This is a genomic window from Rhodanobacter sp. UC4437_H4 (assembly GCF_052978425.1).
On sequence record NZ_CM129673.1, the window covers coordinates 303,648 to 322,333 of the forward strand.

At 62.6% G+C, this 18,686-nt stretch carries 19 protein-coding genes and 1 tRNA gene; 8 read left to right on the forward strand and 12 right to left on the reverse strand.

What is annotated here, in order from left to right:
* The first annotated feature begins 43 nt into the window (after positions 1-43).
* Both lolA and ACVCL3_RS01575 read left to right on the forward strand, forming a co-directional pair.
* Complete coding sequence (gene lolA, locus ACVCL3_RS01570; RefSeq protein WP_447100268.1) at positions 44-712, forward strand: outer membrane lipoprotein chaperone LolA; 669 nt, start codon at positions 44-46, stop codon at positions 710-712.
* 7 nt (positions 713-719) lie between these two features.
* Positions 720-1,409 (forward strand): YoaK family protein, encoded by a 690-nt coding sequence (locus tag ACVCL3_RS01575; RefSeq protein WP_447098798.1) that lies wholly within the window; start codon positions 720-722, stop codon positions 1,407-1,409.
* A 9-nt stretch (positions 1,410-1,418) separates the two neighbouring features.
* Here the strand turns inward: ACVCL3_RS01575 and ACVCL3_RS01580 are convergent, their stop codons facing one another.
* Positions 1,419-4,460 carry a ligand-binding sensor domain-containing diguanylate cyclase gene (locus tag ACVCL3_RS01580; RefSeq protein WP_447100269.1) on the reverse strand — a complete coding sequence of 1,014 codons (3,042 nt, stop codon included), beginning with the start codon at positions 4,458-4,460 and terminating at the stop codon, positions 1,419-1,421.
* 211 nt (positions 4,461-4,671) lie between these two features.
* Between ACVCL3_RS01580 and ACVCL3_RS01585 the strand changes: the two genes are divergently transcribed.
* From ACVCL3_RS01585 to ACVCL3_RS01610, 6 genes are all read left to right on the forward strand, one after another.
* Entirely contained in the window at positions 4,672-6,009 is a 1,338-nt protein-coding gene (locus tag ACVCL3_RS01585) for a replication-associated recombination protein A (RefSeq protein WP_447098800.1), read from the forward strand.
* Positions 6,010-6,165: 156 nt separating this feature from the next.
* Positions 6,166-6,750: a hypothetical protein gene (locus ACVCL3_RS01590; RefSeq protein WP_447100270.1), complete on the forward strand. Its 585-nt coding sequence runs from the start codon at positions 6,166-6,168 to the stop codon at positions 6,748-6,750.
* A 91-nt stretch (positions 6,751-6,841) separates the two neighbouring features.
* Entirely contained in the window at positions 6,842-8,122 is a 1,281-nt protein-coding gene (gene serS / locus ACVCL3_RS01595; RefSeq protein ID WP_395118714.1) for a serine--tRNA ligase, read from the forward strand.
* Entirely contained in the window at positions 8,119-8,487 is a 369-nt protein-coding gene (locus ACVCL3_RS01600) for an LrgA (RefSeq protein WP_447098803.1), read from the forward strand. The genes serS and ACVCL3_RS01600 overlap by 4 nt, the downstream gene beginning before the upstream one ends.
* A gap of 217 nt (positions 8,488-8,704) precedes the next feature.
* A tRNA-Ser gene (locus ACVCL3_RS01605) sits at positions 8,705-8,794 on the forward strand.
* A gap of 208 nt (positions 8,795-9,002) precedes the next feature.
* Positions 9,003-10,154, forward strand: a complete 1,152-nt coding sequence (locus ACVCL3_RS01610; RefSeq protein WP_447100271.1) for a hypothetical protein — start codon at positions 9,003-9,005, stop codon at positions 10,152-10,154.
* Positions 10,155-10,264: 110 nt separating this feature from the next.
* On the opposite strand, the gene ACVCL3_RS01615 is transcribed toward ACVCL3_RS01610, so the two are convergent.
* The 11 genes from ACVCL3_RS01615 to ACVCL3_RS01665 all read right to left on the reverse strand — a co-directional run bounded on the left by ACVCL3_RS01615 (position 10,265) and on the right by ACVCL3_RS01665 (position 18,545).
* Positions 10,265-10,711 (reverse strand): terminase small subunit, encoded by a 447-nt coding sequence (locus ACVCL3_RS01615; RefSeq protein ID WP_447100272.1) that lies wholly within the window; start codon positions 10,709-10,711, stop codon positions 10,265-10,267.
* A 62-nt stretch (positions 10,712-10,773) separates the two neighbouring features.
* Entirely contained in the window at positions 10,774-11,940 is a 1,167-nt protein-coding gene (locus ACVCL3_RS01620; protein ID WP_447100273.1) for a phage portal protein, read from the reverse strand.
* A 5-nt stretch (positions 11,941-11,945) separates the two neighbouring features.
* Positions 11,946-12,464, reverse strand: a complete 519-nt coding sequence (locus tag ACVCL3_RS01625; RefSeq protein WP_447100274.1) for an HK97 family phage prohead protease — start codon at positions 12,462-12,464, stop codon at positions 11,946-11,948.
* A gap of 58 nt (positions 12,465-12,522) precedes the next feature.
* Entirely contained in the window at positions 12,523-13,761 is a 1,239-nt protein-coding gene (locus ACVCL3_RS01630; protein WP_447100275.1) for a phage major capsid protein, read from the reverse strand.
* A gap of 247 nt (positions 13,762-14,008) precedes the next feature.
* On the reverse strand, positions 14,009-15,895 hold the full coding sequence (locus ACVCL3_RS01635; protein ID WP_447100276.1) for a phage NrS-1 polymerase family protein: 1,887 nt from the start codon (positions 15,893-15,895) through the stop codon (positions 14,009-14,011).
* A gap of 11 nt (positions 15,896-15,906) precedes the next feature.
* Entirely contained in the window at positions 15,907-16,155 is a 249-nt protein-coding gene (locus tag ACVCL3_RS01640) for a hypothetical protein (protein WP_447100277.1), read from the reverse strand.
* A 7-nt stretch (positions 16,156-16,162) separates the two neighbouring features.
* Complete coding sequence (locus ACVCL3_RS01645) at positions 16,163-16,435, reverse strand: hypothetical protein (protein ID WP_447100278.1); 273 nt, start codon at positions 16,433-16,435, stop codon at positions 16,163-16,165.
* On the reverse strand, positions 16,436-16,702 hold the full coding sequence (locus ACVCL3_RS01650) for a hypothetical protein (RefSeq protein ID WP_447100279.1): 267 nt from the start codon (positions 16,700-16,702) through the stop codon (positions 16,436-16,438).
* A complete protein-coding gene (locus ACVCL3_RS01655) occupies positions 16,699-16,908 on the reverse strand; it encodes a helix-turn-helix transcriptional regulator (RefSeq protein WP_447100280.1) in 210 nt (69 codons plus the stop codon). Before ACVCL3_RS01655 ends, ACVCL3_RS01650 begins: the two co-directional genes overlap by 4 nt.
* Before the next feature lie 78 nt (positions 16,909-16,986).
* On the reverse strand, positions 16,987-17,373 hold the full coding sequence (locus ACVCL3_RS01660) for a hypothetical protein (RefSeq protein ID WP_447100281.1): 387 nt from the start codon (positions 17,371-17,373) through the stop codon (positions 16,987-16,989).
* Positions 17,370-18,545: a tyrosine-type recombinase/integrase gene (locus tag ACVCL3_RS01665; protein WP_447100282.1), complete on the reverse strand. Its 1,176-nt coding sequence runs from the start codon at positions 18,543-18,545 to the stop codon at positions 17,370-17,372. Before ACVCL3_RS01665 ends, ACVCL3_RS01660 begins: the two co-directional genes overlap by 4 nt.
* Positions 18,546-18,686: the final 141 nt, after the last annotated feature.

An 18,686-nucleotide genomic window follows, 5' to 3' on the forward strand; every position in this document is an offset into this window, starting at 1 on the left:
GCCAGTGGATGACACACTTGTCTTTACCCATTCGGAAATGGCCATGACCCGCAATCGCATCATTCTCTGCATCGTCGCCCTGTCTGCCCTGGGCGTGGCTGGCCTCGCGCAGGCGGCCACCGGCCCGGCGCGGGCGCGGCTGGATGCATTCGCCACCGGCCTGCATTCGCTGACCGGGCATTTCAGCCAGACGCTGACCAACGTCAACGGCCAGGGCAGCAAGACCAGTTCCGGCACGCTGGCCCTGGAGGCGCCGCGGGAGTTCCGCTGGGACACCACCACGCCGTACAAGCAGACCATCGTCGCCGACGGCGGCCGGGTCTGGATGTACGACCCGGAGCTGGAGCAGGTCACCGTGCGCAGGCAGAGCACCGAGGAGGCGCACAGTCCCTTGACCGTGCTGACGGACCTCAAGCAGCTGGACAAGGAGTTCAACGCCAGCGAACGCGGCGAAAAGGACGGGCTCGTCTGGTTGCGACTGACCTCCACCAGCAAGGACGCGCAGTTCGCCTGGGTCGACCTCGGCTTCGACGCGAACGGCCTGGCCCGGATGACCTTCCGCGACCAGCTCGGCGCGACCACCGAGATCCGCTTCTCGCAGTGGCAGCGCAACCCGGTGCTGCCGCCGGGCACGTTCAACTTCGTGCCGCCGGAGGGCGCCGACGTGATGGGCGACGTGCCGCAGATCAGCATCCAGCCGATCCGGGACTGAGCCGGCGATGGCCGTACTGCGGCAGTTGCCGCGCTGGGCGTGGATCGGTGGCGGCGTGCTGGCGTTCATCGCCGGCATCGTCAACGCGGCCGGTTACCTGGGCTTTCGCCACCAGGCAATCACCAACCTGACCGGATCGACCACCTTGCTCGGTGCATCGCTGGGCCTGGCGGACGGGCCCGAAGCGGTGCATTGGGGCCTGTCGGTGGCGGCGTTCGTGTTCGGTGCGCTGCTCAGCGGATTGATCGTGCAGCAGCAGACGCTGAAACTCGGCCGCCGCTACGGCGTGGCGCTGGTGCTGGAGTCGCTGCTGCTGTTTGCGGCAGTGCCGCTGCTGCATGCCAATGATTCGGCCGGCATCTACCTGGCCTCGATCGGCATCGGTTTGCAGAACGGGATGGCCAGCACGTACAGCGGCATGGTGTTCCGCACCACCCACGTCTCCGGCATGTTCACCGACCTGGGAATCTACATCGGCCAGCGGATGCGCGGCCTGCCGGTGGATGCGCTGCGCGTGGGCGTGTGCCTGCTGGTGGTGACCTGTTTCACCCTGGGCGGCACGGCCGGCGCGCTGTTGTTCCGCGCCATGGGCGAGCGCGCGCTGCTGGTGCCGGCCGCGCTGACCGGCCTGTGCGGTATGGGCTACGGCATCTACCGGCAATACACCTTGAGTCGGGGCACCGCGGGCGCCGATTGAGCGGGCATGTCAGCTGGCTACCGCGTAGCGGTTGCGGCCGTTGCGCTTGGCCTCGTACAGCGCCTTGTCCGCGCGCGACAGCCACTGCTCGATGGATTCACCCTGACGCAGCGCGGTGACGCCGATGCTCACCGTGACCTGGATCGGCCGATCCTGATAGCTGACGGCCGTGCCGGCCATGGCCGCGCAGATGCGCTCGGCGATCTCGCTGGCCTGCGCCACGCTGGTGTCGGGCAGGCACAGCACGAACTCCTCGCCGCCGTAGCGTCCGAGCAGGTCACCCTGCCGGCAATGGCGCTGGATCACCGCCACCGCGCCGCGGATCACGGCGTCGCCGGCGAGGTGGCCGTGGATGTCGTTGACCTGCTTGAAGCGGTCCAGGTCGAACAGCGCGATGCAGATGGATTGCTCGCGCGACCGTTCGCATTCCGCCTGGGCCAGCTCCAGGAAGCGGCGCCGGTTGTAGATGCCGGTGAGCCCGTCGGTGCTGGCCAGCTCGTCCAGGCGCCGGTTGGCGGCGCGCAGGTCGCGCGTGTGCTCGTTGATCTGTCGCTGCAGCTGCAGCGCCTGTCGGCGCAGGTAGAGCGTGCGCAGATGCACCAGCAGCACCACCAGGCCGATCAGCAGCGCGACCGCTGCCAGCTTGCTGTACCAGGTCTCGTACCAGCGGGGGGCGACCTTCACGAGCAGGCGGCTTTCGACCGTGCGCGGGTACATGCCCTGCGTGCTGGCGCGCAGATACAGCACGTAGTCGCCGTGCGCGAGGTTGGTGTAGTTCGCGCCGGGTTTGGCGCCGGCCGGGATGTCGACCCAGCCGTCGTCCAGGCCGGTCATGCGATAGCTGTACGAGGTTTCGCCGGGGGAGCGGTAATCCAGCAGGGAAAAGTCCACGCGCAGGTTGCGGTTGCGCTGGTCCAGCGTGATCGTGTCGCCGTCATGCGGCAGCTTGCCGAACGGCAGTGCCACCGCGCCGAGCACCGCGTGGGTGATCGCCAGCGGGGCGTCGTCGTTGTCGTCGATCTGGATGGCCGGGCGGATCACCGTCAGGCCACCCAGGCCACCGAACAGCAGCGAACCGTCGGGCGCGTGGGCGGCGGCGTCGGCATAGTGGTAGCTGCGGATGTGCAGGCCGTCGCGCGAGCTCAGGTTGCGCACCGCGTGGCTGCCGGCATCGACGCGCGCGACGCCGCTGGAGGTGCTGGCCCAGATGTGGCCCAGGCCATCGCTGAGCGCGCTGGTGACCTTGTCGCTGAGCAGGCCTTCGGCGACGCCGATGCTGGAAAAGCGCCAGGGGTTCTTGCCGATGCTTTCGGCCAGCCCGCCGGAGGTGCTCACCCACAGGTGCCCTCGCGGGCCGGGCGTTGCCGCGCTCACCGAATCGCCGGGCAGGCTGGCCGGATCGCCCTCGCGATGGGTGAGCGTGCGGAAGCCGCGGCTGGCGCCGCTGTCGGGGGCGATGCTGATGCCGCGCGAGGTGCTGTACCACCATTCGTCGCCGACCTTGAGGATCTGCCGCACCGTGTTGCTGACCAGGCTGGTCGGGTCGTCCGGGTCGTGCCGGATGTGGTCCAGCACGCCGGTGCCGGTGTCGTAGCGGAACAGTCCGTCGTAGGTGCCGATCAGCAGGCGGTTGCCATCCATGCGCAGGCACAGCACCGGCGTATTCTCCAGTGCGGGCAGCACCGACGAGCTGATCTCGAACGTGTGCGGGTCCACCTTCGCCAGGCCCTGGGTGCCGACCCAGATCGAGCCGTCTGCCGCCTCGGCAAAGGACTGCACGTCGCGCAGCGTCTGCGTGCCGCCGAGCCGCAGGTGGCGCATCTGCCCGGCGCGCAGATCGATCACGTCGATGCGGCCGGCGCTCAGGCCGATCCAGACCAGCCCGCGACTGTCCACGTAGACGCCGCGCACGCTGGTGTCGCTGAGCATGTTCGATTCCAGCGGCGATGGCAGCACCGAGAACGCGCCGCGGTCGCCCAGATAGGCGCGGGCCAGGCCCAGGTCGGTGGCCGCCCACAGGTTGCCGGCGCGGTCGTGCAGCAATGCGCGCACGGCGTCGCCGGGCAGCGAGGAGGGCACCGCCGGATCGTGCTCGATCCGCTGCAGCGAGGCGTCGCCGGGGCGGTAGGCCAGCACGCCGCTGCCGTCGGTGGCGATCCACATGGTGCCCGGCGCGGCCTCCTGGAAGTCGCGCACGGTGGCGTGCTGGGCGCCCTTGCGATAGCCGCTGAACTGCGGCACCGGATGCCAGTTTCCGTGCGGGCCGCGGTACACCGCGCCGGCCTGGCCGCTGCCGATCCACAGGCGCCCGGCGCTGTCCTCGTCGATGGCCCAGATCTGGTTCTCCAGCACGGTGGCCACCACGGCGTCGCCGGGCGGCGCGGGGCGCTCGAAGCGATCGCTGCCTGCGTGCCGCACGAACAGGCCCTCGTTGTTGCCCAGCCACAGGTTGCCCGCACGGTCCTGCATCACGCTGAAGTTGCGCGGCGCGGTGTCGCTGCCGGTGTCGACGTGGCGGATCGCGTTGCTGCGCAGGTCGAGATGGTCCAGGCCCTGTTCGGTGGCCACCCACACGCCGCCGGCGTGGTCGTCGGCGAGGGCGAAAATCTTGCGGTCGGAGATGCCGTCCGGGCCGCCGGGATAGACGCGGAAGGTGTTGGTCGCCGGATCGAAGCGCACCAGGCCGCCGGCGTTGGTGCCGATCAGCATGCCGCCGTCGGGCAGGGCCAGCAGGCAGCGCACGTAGGCGTCGGGCAGGCCCTTGACAGGTTCGCCGCGGACGTCGAACAGCTGGGTGCGGTAGCCGTCGTAGCGGGCCAGCCCGACCATCGTGCCCACCCACAGCAGGCCTTCGCGATCCTGCGCCAGCGCGGTGACGATGGCCGGCGGGAATCCTTCCGCACTGGATACCTTGTCGAACCACGGCGACTCGAACGGCGCCCACGGATCGACCGGAGAAGCCGGAGCAGCCATGCCCGCGCCAGCCCGGAGCAACAGCAGCAGCGCTCCCAGCAGGCCCAGCAACGGGCAGCGCAAGGGCTGCCGCTTCACCCCGGCCATCCATGCCGGCACGGCAAGGCGCCGGGCCGCTGCGCGCGTCCGGTTTTCGTGGTGTGGTCAATGATTCCGTGCACGATCACGTTCTGGTTGTCCCCCGCCACGCCCGGTCGAATCGGCTAGACAACGCGGGCGACGCCATGATACCGGCATGCACTGCGTTTCGGCAGGCGGGTGCCGCGAGTGCATGCTTTATCATCGGCGCATGAATCCTCCCGTTGCCCCGGCCGGCTCCGGCCTGTTCGCCGAGCCCGACGCGCTCAAGCCCCTGGCCGAGCGCATGCGCCCGCGCAGCCTCGACGAAATCGTCGGCCAGCAGCGTCTGGTCGGCCCGGACCAGGCGCTGCGCCGCGCGCTGGAGGCCGGCAAGATCCATTCGATGGTGCTGTGGGGCCCGCCCGGCTGCGGCAAGACCACGCTGGCGCTGCTGGTGGCGCGTTACGCCGAGGCGGATTTCCGTGCGATCTCCGCCGTGCTGTCCGGCCTGCCTGACGTGCGCAAGGCGCTGGCCGAGGCCGAGGTGAACTTCGCGCAGGGCCGCCGCACCGTGTTGTTCGTGGACGAGGTGCACCGCTTCAACAAGACCCAGCAGGATGCGTTCCTGCCGCACATCGAGCGTGGCGTGATCATCTTCATCGGTGCCACCACCGAGAACCCCTCGTTCGAACTTAACTCCGCGCTGCTGTCGCGCTGCCGCGTGCATGTGCTGGAGCCGGTTTCCACCGCCGACATCATCGCCGCGCTGAAACGCGCGCTGGCCGACAGCGAGCGCGGCCTCGGCGAACTGCAATTGCAGGTGTCCGACGAATCGCTCGATTCGATCGCCCAGGCCGCCGATGGCGACGTGCGCCGCGCGCTGACCCTGCTGGAAATCGCCGCCGAACTGGCGCACGAGCGCACCATCGACGAGGCCACGCTGAGCCAGGTGCTGGCCGACCGCACCCGTCGCTTCGACAAGCAGGGCGAGCAGTTCTACGACCAGATCTCGGCGCTGCACAAATCCGTGCGCTCGTCCGACCCCGACGCCGCCGTGTACTGGCTGTGCCGCATGCTCGATGGCGGCGTCGATCCGCTGTATCTCGCCCGCCGCATGACCCGCATGGCGGTGGAGGATGTCGGCCTGGCCGAGCCGCGCGCCTGGCGCATGGCGCTGGACGCGTGGGACACCTACGAGCGCCTGGGCAGCCCCGAAGGCGAACTGGGCCTGGCCCAGCTGGCGATCTGGCTGGCCATCTCGCCCAAGAGCAACGCCGCCTACATGGCCTACAACAAGGCCCGCGACGCGGTACGCAAGGGCGGCACGCTGGAAGTGCCGATGCACTTGCGCAACGCGCCCACCAAACTGATGAAGGGCCTCGGCTACGGCAAGGGCTACCAGTACGACCACGACGCCGAAGGCGGCATCGCGCTGGACCAGCAGTGCCTGCCCGACGCGCTCGTCGGCACGGTGTTCTACGAACCGGTCGAACGCGGCCTGGAACTGCAACTGCGCGAAAAACTGCTGGCCCTGCGTGCCGCCCGCGAAAAGGCCCGCAATCCGTAGGAGCCCGCTCGCGGGCGATGCTTTTCTTTCGGGTTCGGGATACGGGATACGGGATTCGCAAGAGCATCGCCCGCGAGCGGGCTCCTGCCGCGTACGCCCTTGCCGCACGCGCTTTCCCGACCTAGATTGGCTCAACCAACCGGGGAGGGATGAACCATGCGCGTACTGGTGGCGGGTTTGATCGGCGGCATCGTGATGTTCATCTGGGGCGTGGTCGCGCACATGGCGCTGGGGCTGGGCAGCGTCGGCATCCACCAGCCGCTCAACGAGAACGCGGCGCTGAGCGGGCTGCAGGAAGGGCTGGGCGATCAGCCGGGCGTATACCTGCTGCCCTCGCTCGATCCCAAGCAGATGGGCGACGCGGCCGTGGTGCGCGCCTATTCGATCAAGGCTGTGCGCTCGCCGTACGCCTGGGTGGTGTACCAGCCGCGCGGCACCGACATGATGCAGATGGGCCCGCAGATCGGGCGGCAGTGGGCATCCGACACGCTGGCGTCGCTGGCGCTGGCCTTCGTCATGGGGCTGGCCGTGGTGGGCTTCCGCCGGCGCGTGGCGATTGCCGCTGCGGCGGCCGTGTTTGCCTGGCTCAGCAGCATGCTCCCGTACTGGAACTGGTACCGCTTCCCGCTCGATTTCACGCTCGCCGCCCTGGCCGAGCAACTGATCGGCTGGCTGCTCGCCGGTGCCGCGATGGCGTGGTGGCTGGGTCGCGGCGAGCACCCGCGCGTCGCCGCCGAGTAAGTCGACGGGCATGCCGGATGGCCGCTTCATTGCGGCCACCGGCCACGCGCAGCGATAATTCGCGGTTCAAGCCGTTACCTGGACCTCGCTCATGCTCGATCCCGCCCTGCTGCGTTCGCATCTGGCCGAAACCGCCGCACGCCTCGCCGAAACCCGCGGCTACATGCTGGACGTGGCCGCCGTCGAGGCGCTGGAGAGTTCGCGCAAGCAGTTGGCGATGGAGACGCAGGAGCTGCAGAACCTGCGCAACACCCGCTCCAGGGCGATCGGCCAGGCCAAGGCGAAAGGCGAGGACGTGGCACCGCTGATGGCCGAGGTCGCCGGCATCGGCGACAAGCTCAAGGCCAACGAGCAGGCCCTCGGCGACGTGCAGGCGAAACTTGCCGAGATCGCGCTGGGCATCCCCAACATTCCGGATGCCTCAGTACCGCTGGGCAAGGACGAAAAGGACAACGTCGAAGTCAGCCGCTGGGGCACGCCACGCGAGTTCGCGTTCGCGGTGAAGGACCACGTCGAACTGGGCGAGCGCCACGGCTGGCTCGACGGTGACGCCGGCGCCAAGCTCTCCGGCGCGCGCTTCACCGTGCTGCGCGGCCAGCTCGCGCATCTGCACCGCGCGCTCGGCCAGTTCATGCTCGACCTGCACACCGGCGAGCACGGCTATCTGGAATGCAACGTGCCGGTGATCGTCAACGCCGACACCATGCAGGGCACCGGCCAACTGCCGAAGTTCGAGGAAGACCTGTTCGCCACCGAAGTCGGCGAGACCAAGCGTTACCTGATCCCCACCGCCGAGGTCTCGCTGACCAACCTGGTGCGCGACACCATCCAGGACGCCGACGCGCTGCCGCTGCGCATGACCGCGCACACGCTGTGCTTCCGCGCCGAAGCCGGCAGCTACGGCCGCGACACCCGCGGCATGATCCGCCAGCACCAGTTCGAGAAAGTGGAAATGGTGCACATCGCCCGCGCCGACCAGTCCCGCGCGCAGCTGGAGGAGATGGTCGGCCACGCCGAGACCGTGCTGCAGAAGCTCGGCCTGCCATACCGCAAGATGCTGTTGTGCACCGGCGACATGGGCTTCGGCGCGGCCAAGACCTACGACCTGGAAGTGTGGCTGCCCAGCCAGCAGACCTACCGCGAAATCTCCAGCTGCTCCAACTGCGTGGACTTCCAGGCCCGCCGCCTGCAGGCCCGCGTGCGCAACCCCGAAACCGGCAAGCCCGAACTGGTGCACACGCTCAACGGTTCCGGCCTCGCCATCGGCCGCACCCTGATCGCCGTGATGGAAAACAACCAGAACGACGACGGCTCGATCACCATCCCCGAAGCACTGCGCCCGTACATGGCTGGGCTCGACCGCATCGCATGAACACGCCGGCGCCCGCACGCGGCAACTGGGGCAGGGTGGAGTTCTACACCAGCTTCTTCCTGCTGCTGGTGCTGGCCGGCGTGATCGCCACCCGCCTCGGCTTCGACGGCGTCTGGCACCTGCCCACCGTGGACCTCGATCTCTCGATGGTCGCGCTGGCGCTCGTCCTCGCCAGCTTCTGGTTCGCCCGCCACAGCCGCCGCCGGCGCCTCGCCATCATCGCCTTCGCCAGCGCCACCCAACTGGTGCCGATGGTCGTGCGCGAACCAGTGCTGCTGCTGCCGCTGCTCGGCGCCCTGATCCCGGTGGCGATCCTGGTCGGCTGCCTGGTGGCGCTGTCGAGAAAAAAGCCCAAGCCGCTGTAGGAGCGTACTCGTGCGCGATGCCCTTCGTCACGCCACCGAAAAACATCGCGCGCAGAGTGCGCTGCTACAAAGTCCCGGCGCGCCTTCCGCGGCATCCATTGCAACGTTCCTGATAGCATGTGCACCCCGCACAACTTCCCACCGTTCACCCTGAGCGTAGCGAAGCGAAGTCGAAGGGCCAGAGTTCCCAGAGCGACAGTTGGCGGGAAAATTTTTCGGAGAGATGGCCGAGCGGTTTAAGGCAGCAGTCTTGAAAACTGCCGTAGTGGCAACACTACCGTGGGTTCGAATCCCACTCTCTCCGCCAATGTAGTAATAAAATCAGTAACTTACGAAAGTAAATCTGATTTTCCCAACATCCCGCCCACAGTGGCGGGATGTTCTGTTTCAGGGGTCGGAAAAAGCACCCGGTCATCGGTTCCACCTGACTTCCGTTGTCGGCATATGCCTGACAGCCATCGGATCACGCCAGACTCGCGGGCATGGACAGGGTGCCCTAAGCGCGGTCTGTAGTCATGAAGCGAACGCCGTACTGGTGTGTAGGCGCACACCTCAATTTCGCTGCTATTGTTCACATCGGACCAGCAGTCAATCAAAGAGCGTCGCAAAAAATGCTGAACGTTGACAATAAAACTCTTCTCGATATCTACGGTAACAAGGGTATTGAACTTTCCGGAAATATTTCTATCAACGATTTGGCCCAAATGATGGTGGAAAACTGGATTCCATACTTGGAGTGCCATAAATGTGGAAGATCAGACTACTGTAAATTTGCTCAGCCGCATCCCGTCAATCCACTGAAGAAGTTGGAAATCAGATGCGGGGTCGCAGAGGCAGTAATCAGAAATTTTCTCAAACAAACGGAGTCCATTGCGCAAGGCCTTGAGCCCAACGCTTTGCAAGCTTATCTTGATGGCGCGTATTATCTAACAAAGTTCACTCAAGAGGCCGAACAGCGGATAGGGATGGTAATGAATCCAGATGTATTGGATTGGTGGGGGGCTTACGCACCTAGGCTGTTTGGAAATCTAACTGAAATTCGCGATACGCTGAATAGCGTTGCACAGAATCTCAAAGGCGTGCCGGAATTAAGCAGCGAAAGAAGCCTATTTCTCGTGGAGGGTTGGGCTGAAAAGGCATTCCTTGACAAGCTGCGTGAATCACATTCAACCTGGTTTTCAGATCTTATGGTCGAATGCTATGACGGCAGCGGTAATCGTAGGTCTAAACGCATTGCAATGTTGTTAGGTAAATACATTGATCTTGGCTACACGATATTTATTCAAGGAGATGCCGACGGGAAGCCCGAGGAGATATTCAAAGGTCTGGTAGATGCCGGTAAATTAAAGCGTGAAAATACATTTATTTTCGCCCATGATTTCGAAACATCCATACCTTTAGATATTTTTATTGAAATTATTGATCGGATTGGAGTGCAAATAAACTTTGATCGCGATTTGCTCAAGAAATCACTTGCTGAAAAGCCAAGGTCTATCATAAGAGTTTTACAGGAGAACTTTGGAGTTGATCTTAATGCTAAAAAAATGGGTATTGCGGTTGCCCTAGGCGAATTCTTGAATGACCATCAGTGGGCGTGGTGGCAGGACGATGATTTCATGAATACAGAACTTGGGCAATTTCTTAGGTTTATTCAAAACATGGGATAGAAAAAAGCCCCCGACGACTGCCAGGGGCTTGGTGCAGTTTCGCAGCTCGCAACGCCGCCTCTGCTGGTGCGGTTTTTCCTTCGGCGGCACTCACACCTAATCCGCCCTCGCTAATCGACGATCCGCAATTGTGGCGGCGCAGCCTTCGGCGTGAACTTGCCGCGCCGACCATTGATGGCAGAACGCGCACGCTCTTTCGCCGATTCCTTTTTGCCTTGCTCGCCCAGGCGCGCGTGCTGATACGGAAGCAATGCCTTAGCCGCTTCAAATCGCATCGCCACCGGAAGTTGCGGATGGTTCATGGTGTCAACCATGAATTGCAGCGAGTCGGCGTAATGCTTTTTCGGCATCGCGTGCTTGTCCGGCGTGATGGTCACGCTGCCGGGCTTTGCTGCGGCCTTGATTGCTGCTTTAATTTCAGGGCGGCGCATCAGTTCGGCGGCGCGAACATCAGCGGACGCCATCGAATAACCGGCAGCCGTCGCGGCCTCACGATTCGTCACGCCTGCGGCTTTGTTGTCAATGAACGCTTGCTGTTTTTCAGTGAATTTTGTCATGGCGGTAAGTAGCCTTCACAGGTGAAAATAATCGCTCGATGAGGGAATGGGCGGTCTAGGTGTCAACCAGTTCCCAGCGATTTCCCGTCAACCTCACGTTGCGGCAAGTTCTCAAGCCGGCGCACTTCGGCAACGTCAAGCCAGCCAGCGTCAATGCCGGATTTGTAGAACTCGGCGCGTTCGTTCGGCTGCGCACGCAGCAGCCCTTCCAAGCTGTGCTCCGCGTAGTAACGTCCGCGCGCGATCGGGCCTAGCAGCTGGTGAGTGACAGCTTCCTCCCAACAGGTCAGCCAACGTTGCAGACTGAAACGTGCGAACTGCAAACCCAGCTCGGTGATGTTGCTAAACGTCGCGTGCGTAAGCTCCGCAACAAGCGTTGGCGGAACACGGAACAACCTGCAAATTTCTGTCACGCCGAACTGCATGGCCTGCAACCACTCGGCGTCCTCATTGGACAGGCCAACGGTCTGATACTTCATGCCGCGCGGCATGATGAGCGTCTTGCCTGCATTCTGCGGCGTCGCGTATTGCTCCAAGCGGTCACGCATCGCGTTCATCTGCTCAGTGTTTAGGTCGCGCGTTCCCTCATTGGTGATAACGGATGCCGGACGCGCGCCACGGCCAAACACGCCAGCGCCGTGCGCGCGTAGTGACAGGCTAAGGCCCAGCGTTTCGCGCGCAATGGCAATGCGGGACTTGCCGACAATGTTGCCGGGTTCGGTGCGGTCGCGCAGATGCAGGACTTCATGCGGCAACAGGCGCACCATCTGCCCATCGTCGTTCGTGTGATCGTAGCGGTAGCGTCCACCGTCCAGGCGCACGATAGCCACGCGCAGCGGGTGCAGCGGATGCAACGCGATAACTTCGCCGGCGCTGTTGAACTCCTTGCGGGCATACGCATTGCCGTGCAACAGGATGGCGGCGGTCTGCGACTCGCGGAACTCCATCCCGGACTGCCAAGCGTTCGGCCGATCCAGCAGGCGGGACAGCCAATGACCATCAGCCCGTTCGCGGTCGCCCGTGTCGGTGCGCCGGTAGACATGCAACGGAAGGCATGCCGTCGATTCGCTCAGGGCTTGCACGCAGGCATACACGGCCGAAATGGACTCGGCCGATTTGGCGTCAACGTAAGCACCTGCCTTACTCAGCGAGCTACCGGCCAGTGCTGACCATGACGGATCAGCGTCGCGCCGTTCGGTACGTCCGCGCAGCATGTCAAAAATTTTCATTGGGATTACCTCACGGTATCAAGCCAGTACCGCAAAACGGTCAACTGACTTTGTGGCTGCAATGAGCGCAAATGAACTTCAGTGTCGGAATACGCCGGCCAGCTTTGGACGATTGACACTTCTTGCAATTCCACGCTGCGCAGTTCTCGCGTGTCGCCGCTCCACTGGTCGCCACCTTCCGGCACCGTGAACGCAAACGAACAGCCGCCAAGGTCGCCACGCTCGGCCAGGGCAACCAGGTCGCGGCCGGCTTGCGTGTCGGGCATCTGCAGGGTGAACGCCAAGCCTTCGGTATCCTCGTGCAGTTCCAGCGTGCCGCTACGTGTGCGGCCTAGAACGCGCGATGGATCATGGTCAGCCAGCGCCAGAACGTCGCGGCCCGATGCCAGCGACGCGGCAAATGCACCGCGCCGGATCACTTCGGAGAATCCACCGATGCGCGTGGCGTTGTCATATTTGGCGATGTAGCCGGTCAGCTTGCGGCCGTTGGCGGTCACGCCGGCAGTTGCGCGTTTTTCGATCATGGCGATTACTCCAAAAGACACACCCCGCCACTTATGCGGGGTGTGCTGTTGCGGACGATCAGACGAGCGGAACATCATCCGCATACTGGAACGCTTCGATATGGCGCATGGCGATGTCACACGTTGCCATTGCCCGCACCATCACGCCGCCGCGTGCGTACGCCGTGGACTCGTACGGGTTCACCAGAACATCCAGTTCCGACCAGATGCCAAGTAGCACCTGCGACCAATCGCCGAAGATGGCACCGGCTGCAGTTGCGGCAGGGACTTGATTGGTCGAATAAGCCGCGTGGTCGCCGATCTTGCCGCCTTCCAACAGAAAGCCTGCGCCAGCATCGCCAGTTACCTTCAACGTGCCGGCAAGCTTCGCTTTTGCAGCCGGATTCAACAGCCACGAATGCACGCCCAATGCATTGGCAACCTCCACGTCTTTGACGATTTCCAGCACCTGCGCCCATGTCGGCGTTGCCAACGTGGCGTTAGCGACGCCAAGGGTGGCAATGATGCCGCTCGGTTCATTCGCGCCGCCGCCGCCGATAGTCACGCGGTCCAGCGCGGTCGCAAGTCCGGCAGCCATGTCATCGCGCAAAAGCTGTTCGATGTCAGGGCTGCTTTGCATGATGAGCGAACGCGACATTTCCGACAGCGAACCGGCGTGCTTCGGCGAAAGCGTCACGCTCCCGTGCGTCATGTCGCTGGCGTTCAAGCTGGAATTGTCGGCAACCCATCCCGTGGTGACGCCGGAACCGTATTTCGGAATCGACACATTGCCGCTCAGGCCCGACAGCACGCGCACGCCAAGGCGACGCGTCAGCAGGCTGTTACGCAGCGCTCCAATGTACTGGTCCGCGCGGTGGTCAGTCGGGATGATCGCGCCGGAGTTGGCGGCCGTGTTGACACGTTGTTCAATCGTGCGCAGCGGCATGAACACGCCCTGCGCCTTGCGGCCATTGCGGCGCTCCATTTCGGCGTTGTACTCGGCTTCCGCGCCGTCCAGGCTGCGGCCTTCCACGCCGGCCTGCAGAACGCGCAGCAATGACACGCGGCTTTCCAGTTCGCCTAAACCATGCTCACCGCTGCCGGAAATGACAGTGCCAGCCTGCCGGCGTTCGGCGTCATCCAAAAACTGCTGGCGCGCTTCCTGCGTTTCCAGTCCGGTAATTTCAGCCTTGAGCGTGTCGAACTTGGCCGTTTCGTCGGTGGTCAACGAACGTTTCTCGCTCTCAGCCTTGTTGATGATGGCGCGTGCTTCGGCCGTTTTTGCCGCGCGGCGTTCGCGGATTTCCTGCAACGTCATAGTGCTTTCTCCGGGTGTTGGGGAACGTTCCCGGTTCGAACAATTACGGTTGCGGGATGTGAAGTAAATCCTTAAACGGCATGATTCAAAATGAGACAAACGCCACTCTTTAAATCATGAAGTTACAGACATCGAACGTGTGTTTCCTCTTATACCCTGTCCAAGCTGTCCAACCTGTCCAACCTGTCCACCGTTAATTTAAAAGTTGGACAACTTGGACAGCTTGGACAGGACAATCGTGTGTGTATCACAGGGGCAATTTCACGCTGCTAGGTAACGGCGGAAGTTTAAGGTTGTTTTCCTTAATTGACAGCAGCGTGAACATTTTTCCAGACTTCATGATCTCCCCAGCTTTCGCCATGCGCTGTAACCGCTTGTAAAGCGTTGGGTGCGTCACGGGGTTCTCAAGTTCGCCATGTATCTCCCTTGACGTGCCAACGCCGCCCAGGCTCGCCAACGCCCTCAGAACGTCTCCGCGCTCATCGGTGCGTTTAACGTCGGCGATATTTCCCACGCACACCCAGCCGCCATCTTTCAACGTGCGCAGCGCCAATTCCTGCGGTTCGCGGATGTCGCGGCCGTTAACAACCAGCTCGGCGTCCATGTTCCCAGCGGCGCGGGACAGGATCATGTAATTGTCCACGCCGCCGACAAGTCCCTGCGTTCCGCTAATTTTATCCATTACATCGGTGGCGCCCATCTTGCGCGTGTGCGTAACAATGACAATTGCCACCGGAAATTCACGCGTCAACGGCTTGAGCATTTCGCCAACGCGATAATCATTTTGATAGGCGGACATGCGGCCGGGATCGGGATCGCGCCAACTCGCCAGCGTGTCAATAATGACAAGACGCGCCTTGGGGTGTTCCGCCAGCCATTCGCGCAACTTTGCTGCGCCAGCTTCGGCACGCGGCCATTCGGTCTCGTAAAAAAATTGGTCCAACGATATGCCGCGTGGAAAGGATTTAAGCAGGCCTGCAATGCGCTCCTGCAATCGGCGGTCATTGCCCTCAAGGTCAAGATAGAGCGTGTCGCCTTGCGCCTCCGGCTCGCGTCCGGGCCACAACGGAACGCCGGCAGCAACAGCGATGCACGCCTGCAACACAAGCCAGCTTTTGCCGGCCTTCGGTGGCGCCGACAGAATTTCAGTTCCTTGCGGGATTAGACCGCGCAGCGCCCATTGGACTGGTGCAAATTTCTGTTGCATCAGTGCCGCGCCGCTGCGCACGTTCGGTTCTACGGCCGGCAATGGCAACGGCAACGGTTCCCGCTCAACATACACGTTCGTACACGCTACACACGCGGCATTGATGGTTGTCTGCAGATAGGTGCGATGGGTGCGCCACTTGTCGCGCACCAGTCCACTACGCAGCATCAGCCGCCTCATGCGCTCGCCATCGCAGCCCGTCCAGAACGCCAGGTGCGATGCCAGGGCCATGTCTGATTCGCTGTTACATTCGGCCTCACCACGCCATAACTGCGGCAGTGAAGCCTTGCCACCAAATGCCGCCGCGGCACTCACACGCGCGGCCAGCATCCGTTCAATCAGTGCGTCATCATCGGCAGGGCCGCGCCACTCCGGCCGGCGCTCGCCACTACCGGTAGGAACATCACGCGGCGGGAAGTATTGCGCCACCAGTGCGCTTACATCGTGCACGCTGTCCATGCTGCCCGTAGGGGTGGCGTCGATGTTTAGCGCAATGCCACGCTCGGCTGTGTAGAACTCAAGGTGCAACGGATCATTGCGGCGGCTGTGCGCCACTGGCGTGGTCATCTTTCCCACGATGTGCAGGCCGCGCTTTCCGGTTGACCATTCCACAAATGCACCGGGAAACATCACCAACAACTGCTGCGCGCGTGCGTCCGGCGTGTAGTCCGCTGGCAAAGCGTCAATGTCCAAAAAGAACAGCCCGCTATCGGGAGTAATCCACATCCCCACAGTTGACAGCTGACCAGTTTCGCGCAGGCGCATCGTTTCCGCATGCGCCTGCGCGTAGGTCATGCTTGCGGTGGCAGGTGACCCGACCGGCTTCTTATCGTATTTGCCGCGCGTAGCATTCCAAGTCAACAAGTACACAAAGAACCGGCAACACTCACCCATCCTGCCCATAGCAGGAAGCATTGCATTGGGCATGGGGATACTCCTTAATTCGCCGCCGCGTAAGGCGACAGCAATTCCACGGCGGCGAACATCAGCGCTTGCTTCGCTTGCGGGTTGTCTACCGTGCAGATGGCTTGAACGCGCAACAGTGCGGCAGACTCAAAAGCTGCGGGGATGTTGCCGGGGGTCAGGTGCTGCGGCTTCACTTGATCTTCGACCCAGGCGCACGCCATCGCCCACATGACCGACAACCCTTCGCGCCGCACGCCGGGGAAACGTTCAAGGAAGTACATCCCCAAGTCAGGGCTTAGCGTTCGCATTGATCGCTTCTCCCATTTCTATCAACCGATCAATGGCAATACGGATCAGTTGTTTATCGCCGGGATCACTCTGCAACGTATACCGGAAGTGCAGCTGTGCAACGGCGCTCTTGATGGTCGGCGGCGCATGGGACGCGTAGCGTTCGGCGTACTCGTCCGCACAATTCAACGCGTATTGCAGGGTGGCTTCCGGGTTGACATGGCGATAGCGGGCGCGAAACCACTTCAATTCATGGTCAGTGATGAACGTCATCTAGTGCGCTCCTTTCCGAAGCGCGGCCAGTTGACGTTCTATCTCTGCGTCGATCTTGGCGGCTTGTGCGGGAGTGGCGTCTGGTCTTATCAGGGACAAAAATGCAAACGCGCGGATTTCAGCGGGCACGTCGCGGGCGTCCGGTTCAATGCAGAAATGCTCCAAGACGAACGCTTCCGTTGCGGCTATACGCAGGATTGCAATGTGTTCACTGCTGCGCAGGTGTTCATTGCGCCAGGCGGCGATTTCAGCGGGCCAAATGCTCATGCTTCTTGACCCTCCAACCACTTGCGCACGTCGCCATAACGCCATGACGTGATAGCGCCGTCTTTCTTTGGCTTGGGAAAGGTGCCTTTCCGAACACCACGCCAGAGCGTCGCGCGGCTGCGGCCGATCAGAGGGATAACATGTTTCTCGCGCAGCCTTGCCGCATCGGGCAGGCCGGCATAGTCGATTTTTGTGGTGTTACTCATTGCCGTCTTACCTCGTCGTGTAGTGGCGAGGTGACACGGTATGGGCAGCTCTCCGCTGCGTCGAAAACCTATTCGGGATTAGGTTATTGGATTGATTCCAAGATGCGCGTAGGCGTCCGGTAACAACGGTTTGATTGCCTTCCAAACCGCAGCTTCTGACTTATCCAGATCGTCCGACACTTCGCCCAAAGCTTGCGCGTGTGACTTTTTCCGATCACGAAGTAGCACGTAAGACAATGCGGCATCCGCATGGGAAAATTCTGGCGATTGACCACGCGGACGCTTTGGGTTGTATGCGTCCGCCCATTCACGCAACGCCACGGCAGTAAAGTCGCGCTCCGGTTCTGTCAACGGTTCACCGTTTGCAACCTTGCCCGAAATTTGTCGCGCGAAAGCCTGCAGGCGTTCGACATGCTCACGCCGTTCTTTGTCGGTGAGCTTGAATGAAAGGTGATAGTTGTTCACTTCGCACTTCCTGCGAACTTCGCCCAATCGCTCATCATTTTAGTTCGCTTGGCGAACAGGTCGCCGCGCCGGTACGCTGCTTCTACCTTGTCGCCGATGGTGTGCGCCAAGGCCATTTCCGCAACGTCGCGCGGATAGTTGGTGCGTTCGCTCGCCCAATCGCGGAACGTGCTGCGAAAGCCGTGCGGCACCGCGTCCACTTCCATGCGCCGCATGACTGCAGACAGCGCCATATCTGACAATTGATCGCCACGCGCAGCGGGGAACACAAGATCGGTGCCAGCCATGCGTGGCAATCCTTCCAGTAGCTTCACGGCACGCGGTGACAGTGGCACGCGGTGTTCTTTGCCGGCCTTCATGCGCTCGGCGGGGATGGTCCACACGTTGCCGTCTATTTCTTCCCACGTTGCACCGCGTACTTCGCCGCTGCGCGCAGCGGTCAGGACGAGGAATTCCAGCGCACGTGGTGTGATGCCTTCGCGGCCGCGCAATGCCGTCATGAAGCCGGGCAAGGCGTCTATGCTTAGCGCCCGATGGTGCTTGACCTTGGCAACCTTGCCAGGCTTTGCCAGTACCGCGTCCAGATTGCCACGCCAGCGGGCAGGGTTATCACCTTTGCGGAAGCCGCTCGCCGTCGCCCATGCGAGCACCGCTTCAATACGCATGCGCAGCCGTGACGCGGTTTCGGTTTTGGTTGTCCAGAGCGGAGCCAGTATGTCCACCACGTGCGACAACTCGATTTGATCCACCGGCATTTTTCCAATGGCGGGCTTGGCGTAAGTGTCGAGCGTACTAGTCCATTGGTCGGCGTGTTTCGCTGATTTCCATTCCGGCCGTTTCGCTTCAATGGTGCGCTTGGCACACTCAGCGAATGATGGCGTTTCGCGCAGCGTGGTCATGTTCGCCTTGCGCGATTCAATGGGGTCTATGCCTTCCTCGATCTTCCGGCGCGCCTGCCTTGCACGGTCGCGTGCTTCGCCCAGCGGCACATCCGGCCAACCGCCCAGGCCCATATCTCTGCGACGTGCACCGATGACCACGCGCAGAATCCAGTTGCGCGCGCCGGTCGGTGCAACGCGTAGATAAAGACCTGTTGCACCGCCAGCCGCATGCAGGCCAACAGGTAAACGCGGCAATTGCACCGCCGCCAGTTCCTTGGTTTGCTTCGCCACAGTTCGAATCCCACTTCGCCAAATTTCGCCCCGATGTTGGGCGGGATGTCGGGCGGGATGATGGGAAGATTTCGAATTCGGCGGAGTACCGTTTAAATCCTCCGCCGAACTCATCTTTCCCAACATCCAAGCCAACACTAA

Excerpts from the sequence above, each read along its gene's own strand:
- ACVCL3_RS01645 (WP_447100278.1), bottom strand. The coding sequence starts at position 16,435 with ATGACGTTCATCACTGACCATGAATTGAAGTGGTTTCGCGCCCGCTAT.
- ACVCL3_RS01630 (WP_447100275.1), bottom strand. The coding sequence starts at position 13,761 with ATGACGTTGCAGGAAATCCGCGAACGCCGCGCGGCAAAAACGGCCGAA.
- ACVCL3_RS01625 (WP_447100274.1), bottom strand. The coding sequence starts at position 12,464 with ATGATCGAAAAACGCGCAACTGCCGGCGTGACCGCCAACGGCCGCAAG.
- ACVCL3_RS01620 (WP_447100273.1), bottom strand. The coding sequence starts at position 11,940 with ATGAAAATTTTTGACATGCTGCGCGGACGTACCGAACGGCGCGACGCT.
- ACVCL3_RS01635 (WP_447100276.1), bottom strand. The coding sequence starts at position 15,895 with ATGCCCAATGCAATGCTTCCTGCTATGGGCAGGATGGGTGAGTGTTGC.
- ACVCL3_RS01650 (WP_447100279.1), bottom strand. The coding sequence starts at position 16,702 with ATGAGCATTTGGCCCGCTGAAATCGCCGCCTGGCGCAATGAACACCTG.
- ACVCL3_RS01655 (WP_447100280.1), bottom strand. The coding sequence starts at position 16,908 with ATGAGTAACACCACAAAAATCGACTATGCCGGCCTGCCCGATGCGGCA.
- lolA (WP_447100268.1), top strand. The coding sequence starts at position 44 with ATGACCCGCAATCGCATCATTCTCTGCATCGTCGCCCTGTCTGCCCTG.
- ACVCL3_RS01640 (WP_447100277.1), bottom strand. The coding sequence starts at position 16,155 with ATGTACTTCCTTGAACGTTTCCCCGGCGTGCGGCGCGAAGGGTTGTCG.
- serS (WP_395118714.1), top strand. The coding sequence starts at position 6,842 with ATGCTCGATCCCGCCCTGCTGCGTTCGCATCTGGCCGAAACCGCCGCA.
- ACVCL3_RS01615 (WP_447100272.1), bottom strand. The coding sequence starts at position 10,711 with ATGACAAAATTCACTGAAAAACAGCAAGCGTTCATTGACAACAAAGCC.
- ACVCL3_RS01575 (WP_447098798.1), top strand. The coding sequence starts at position 720 with ATGGCCGTACTGCGGCAGTTGCCGCGCTGGGCGTGGATCGGTGGCGGC.
- ACVCL3_RS01585 (WP_447098800.1), top strand. The coding sequence starts at position 4,672 with ATGAATCCTCCCGTTGCCCCGGCCGGCTCCGGCCTGTTCGCCGAGCCC.
- ACVCL3_RS01610 (WP_447100271.1), top strand. The coding sequence starts at position 9,003 with ATGAAGCGAACGCCGTACTGGTGTGTAGGCGCACACCTCAATTTCGCT.
- ACVCL3_RS01600 (WP_447098803.1), top strand. The coding sequence starts at position 8,119 with ATGAACACGCCGGCGCCCGCACGCGGCAACTGGGGCAGGGTGGAGTTC.
- ACVCL3_RS01590 (WP_447100270.1), top strand. The coding sequence starts at position 6,166 with ATGCGCGTACTGGTGGCGGGTTTGATCGGCGGCATCGTGATGTTCATC.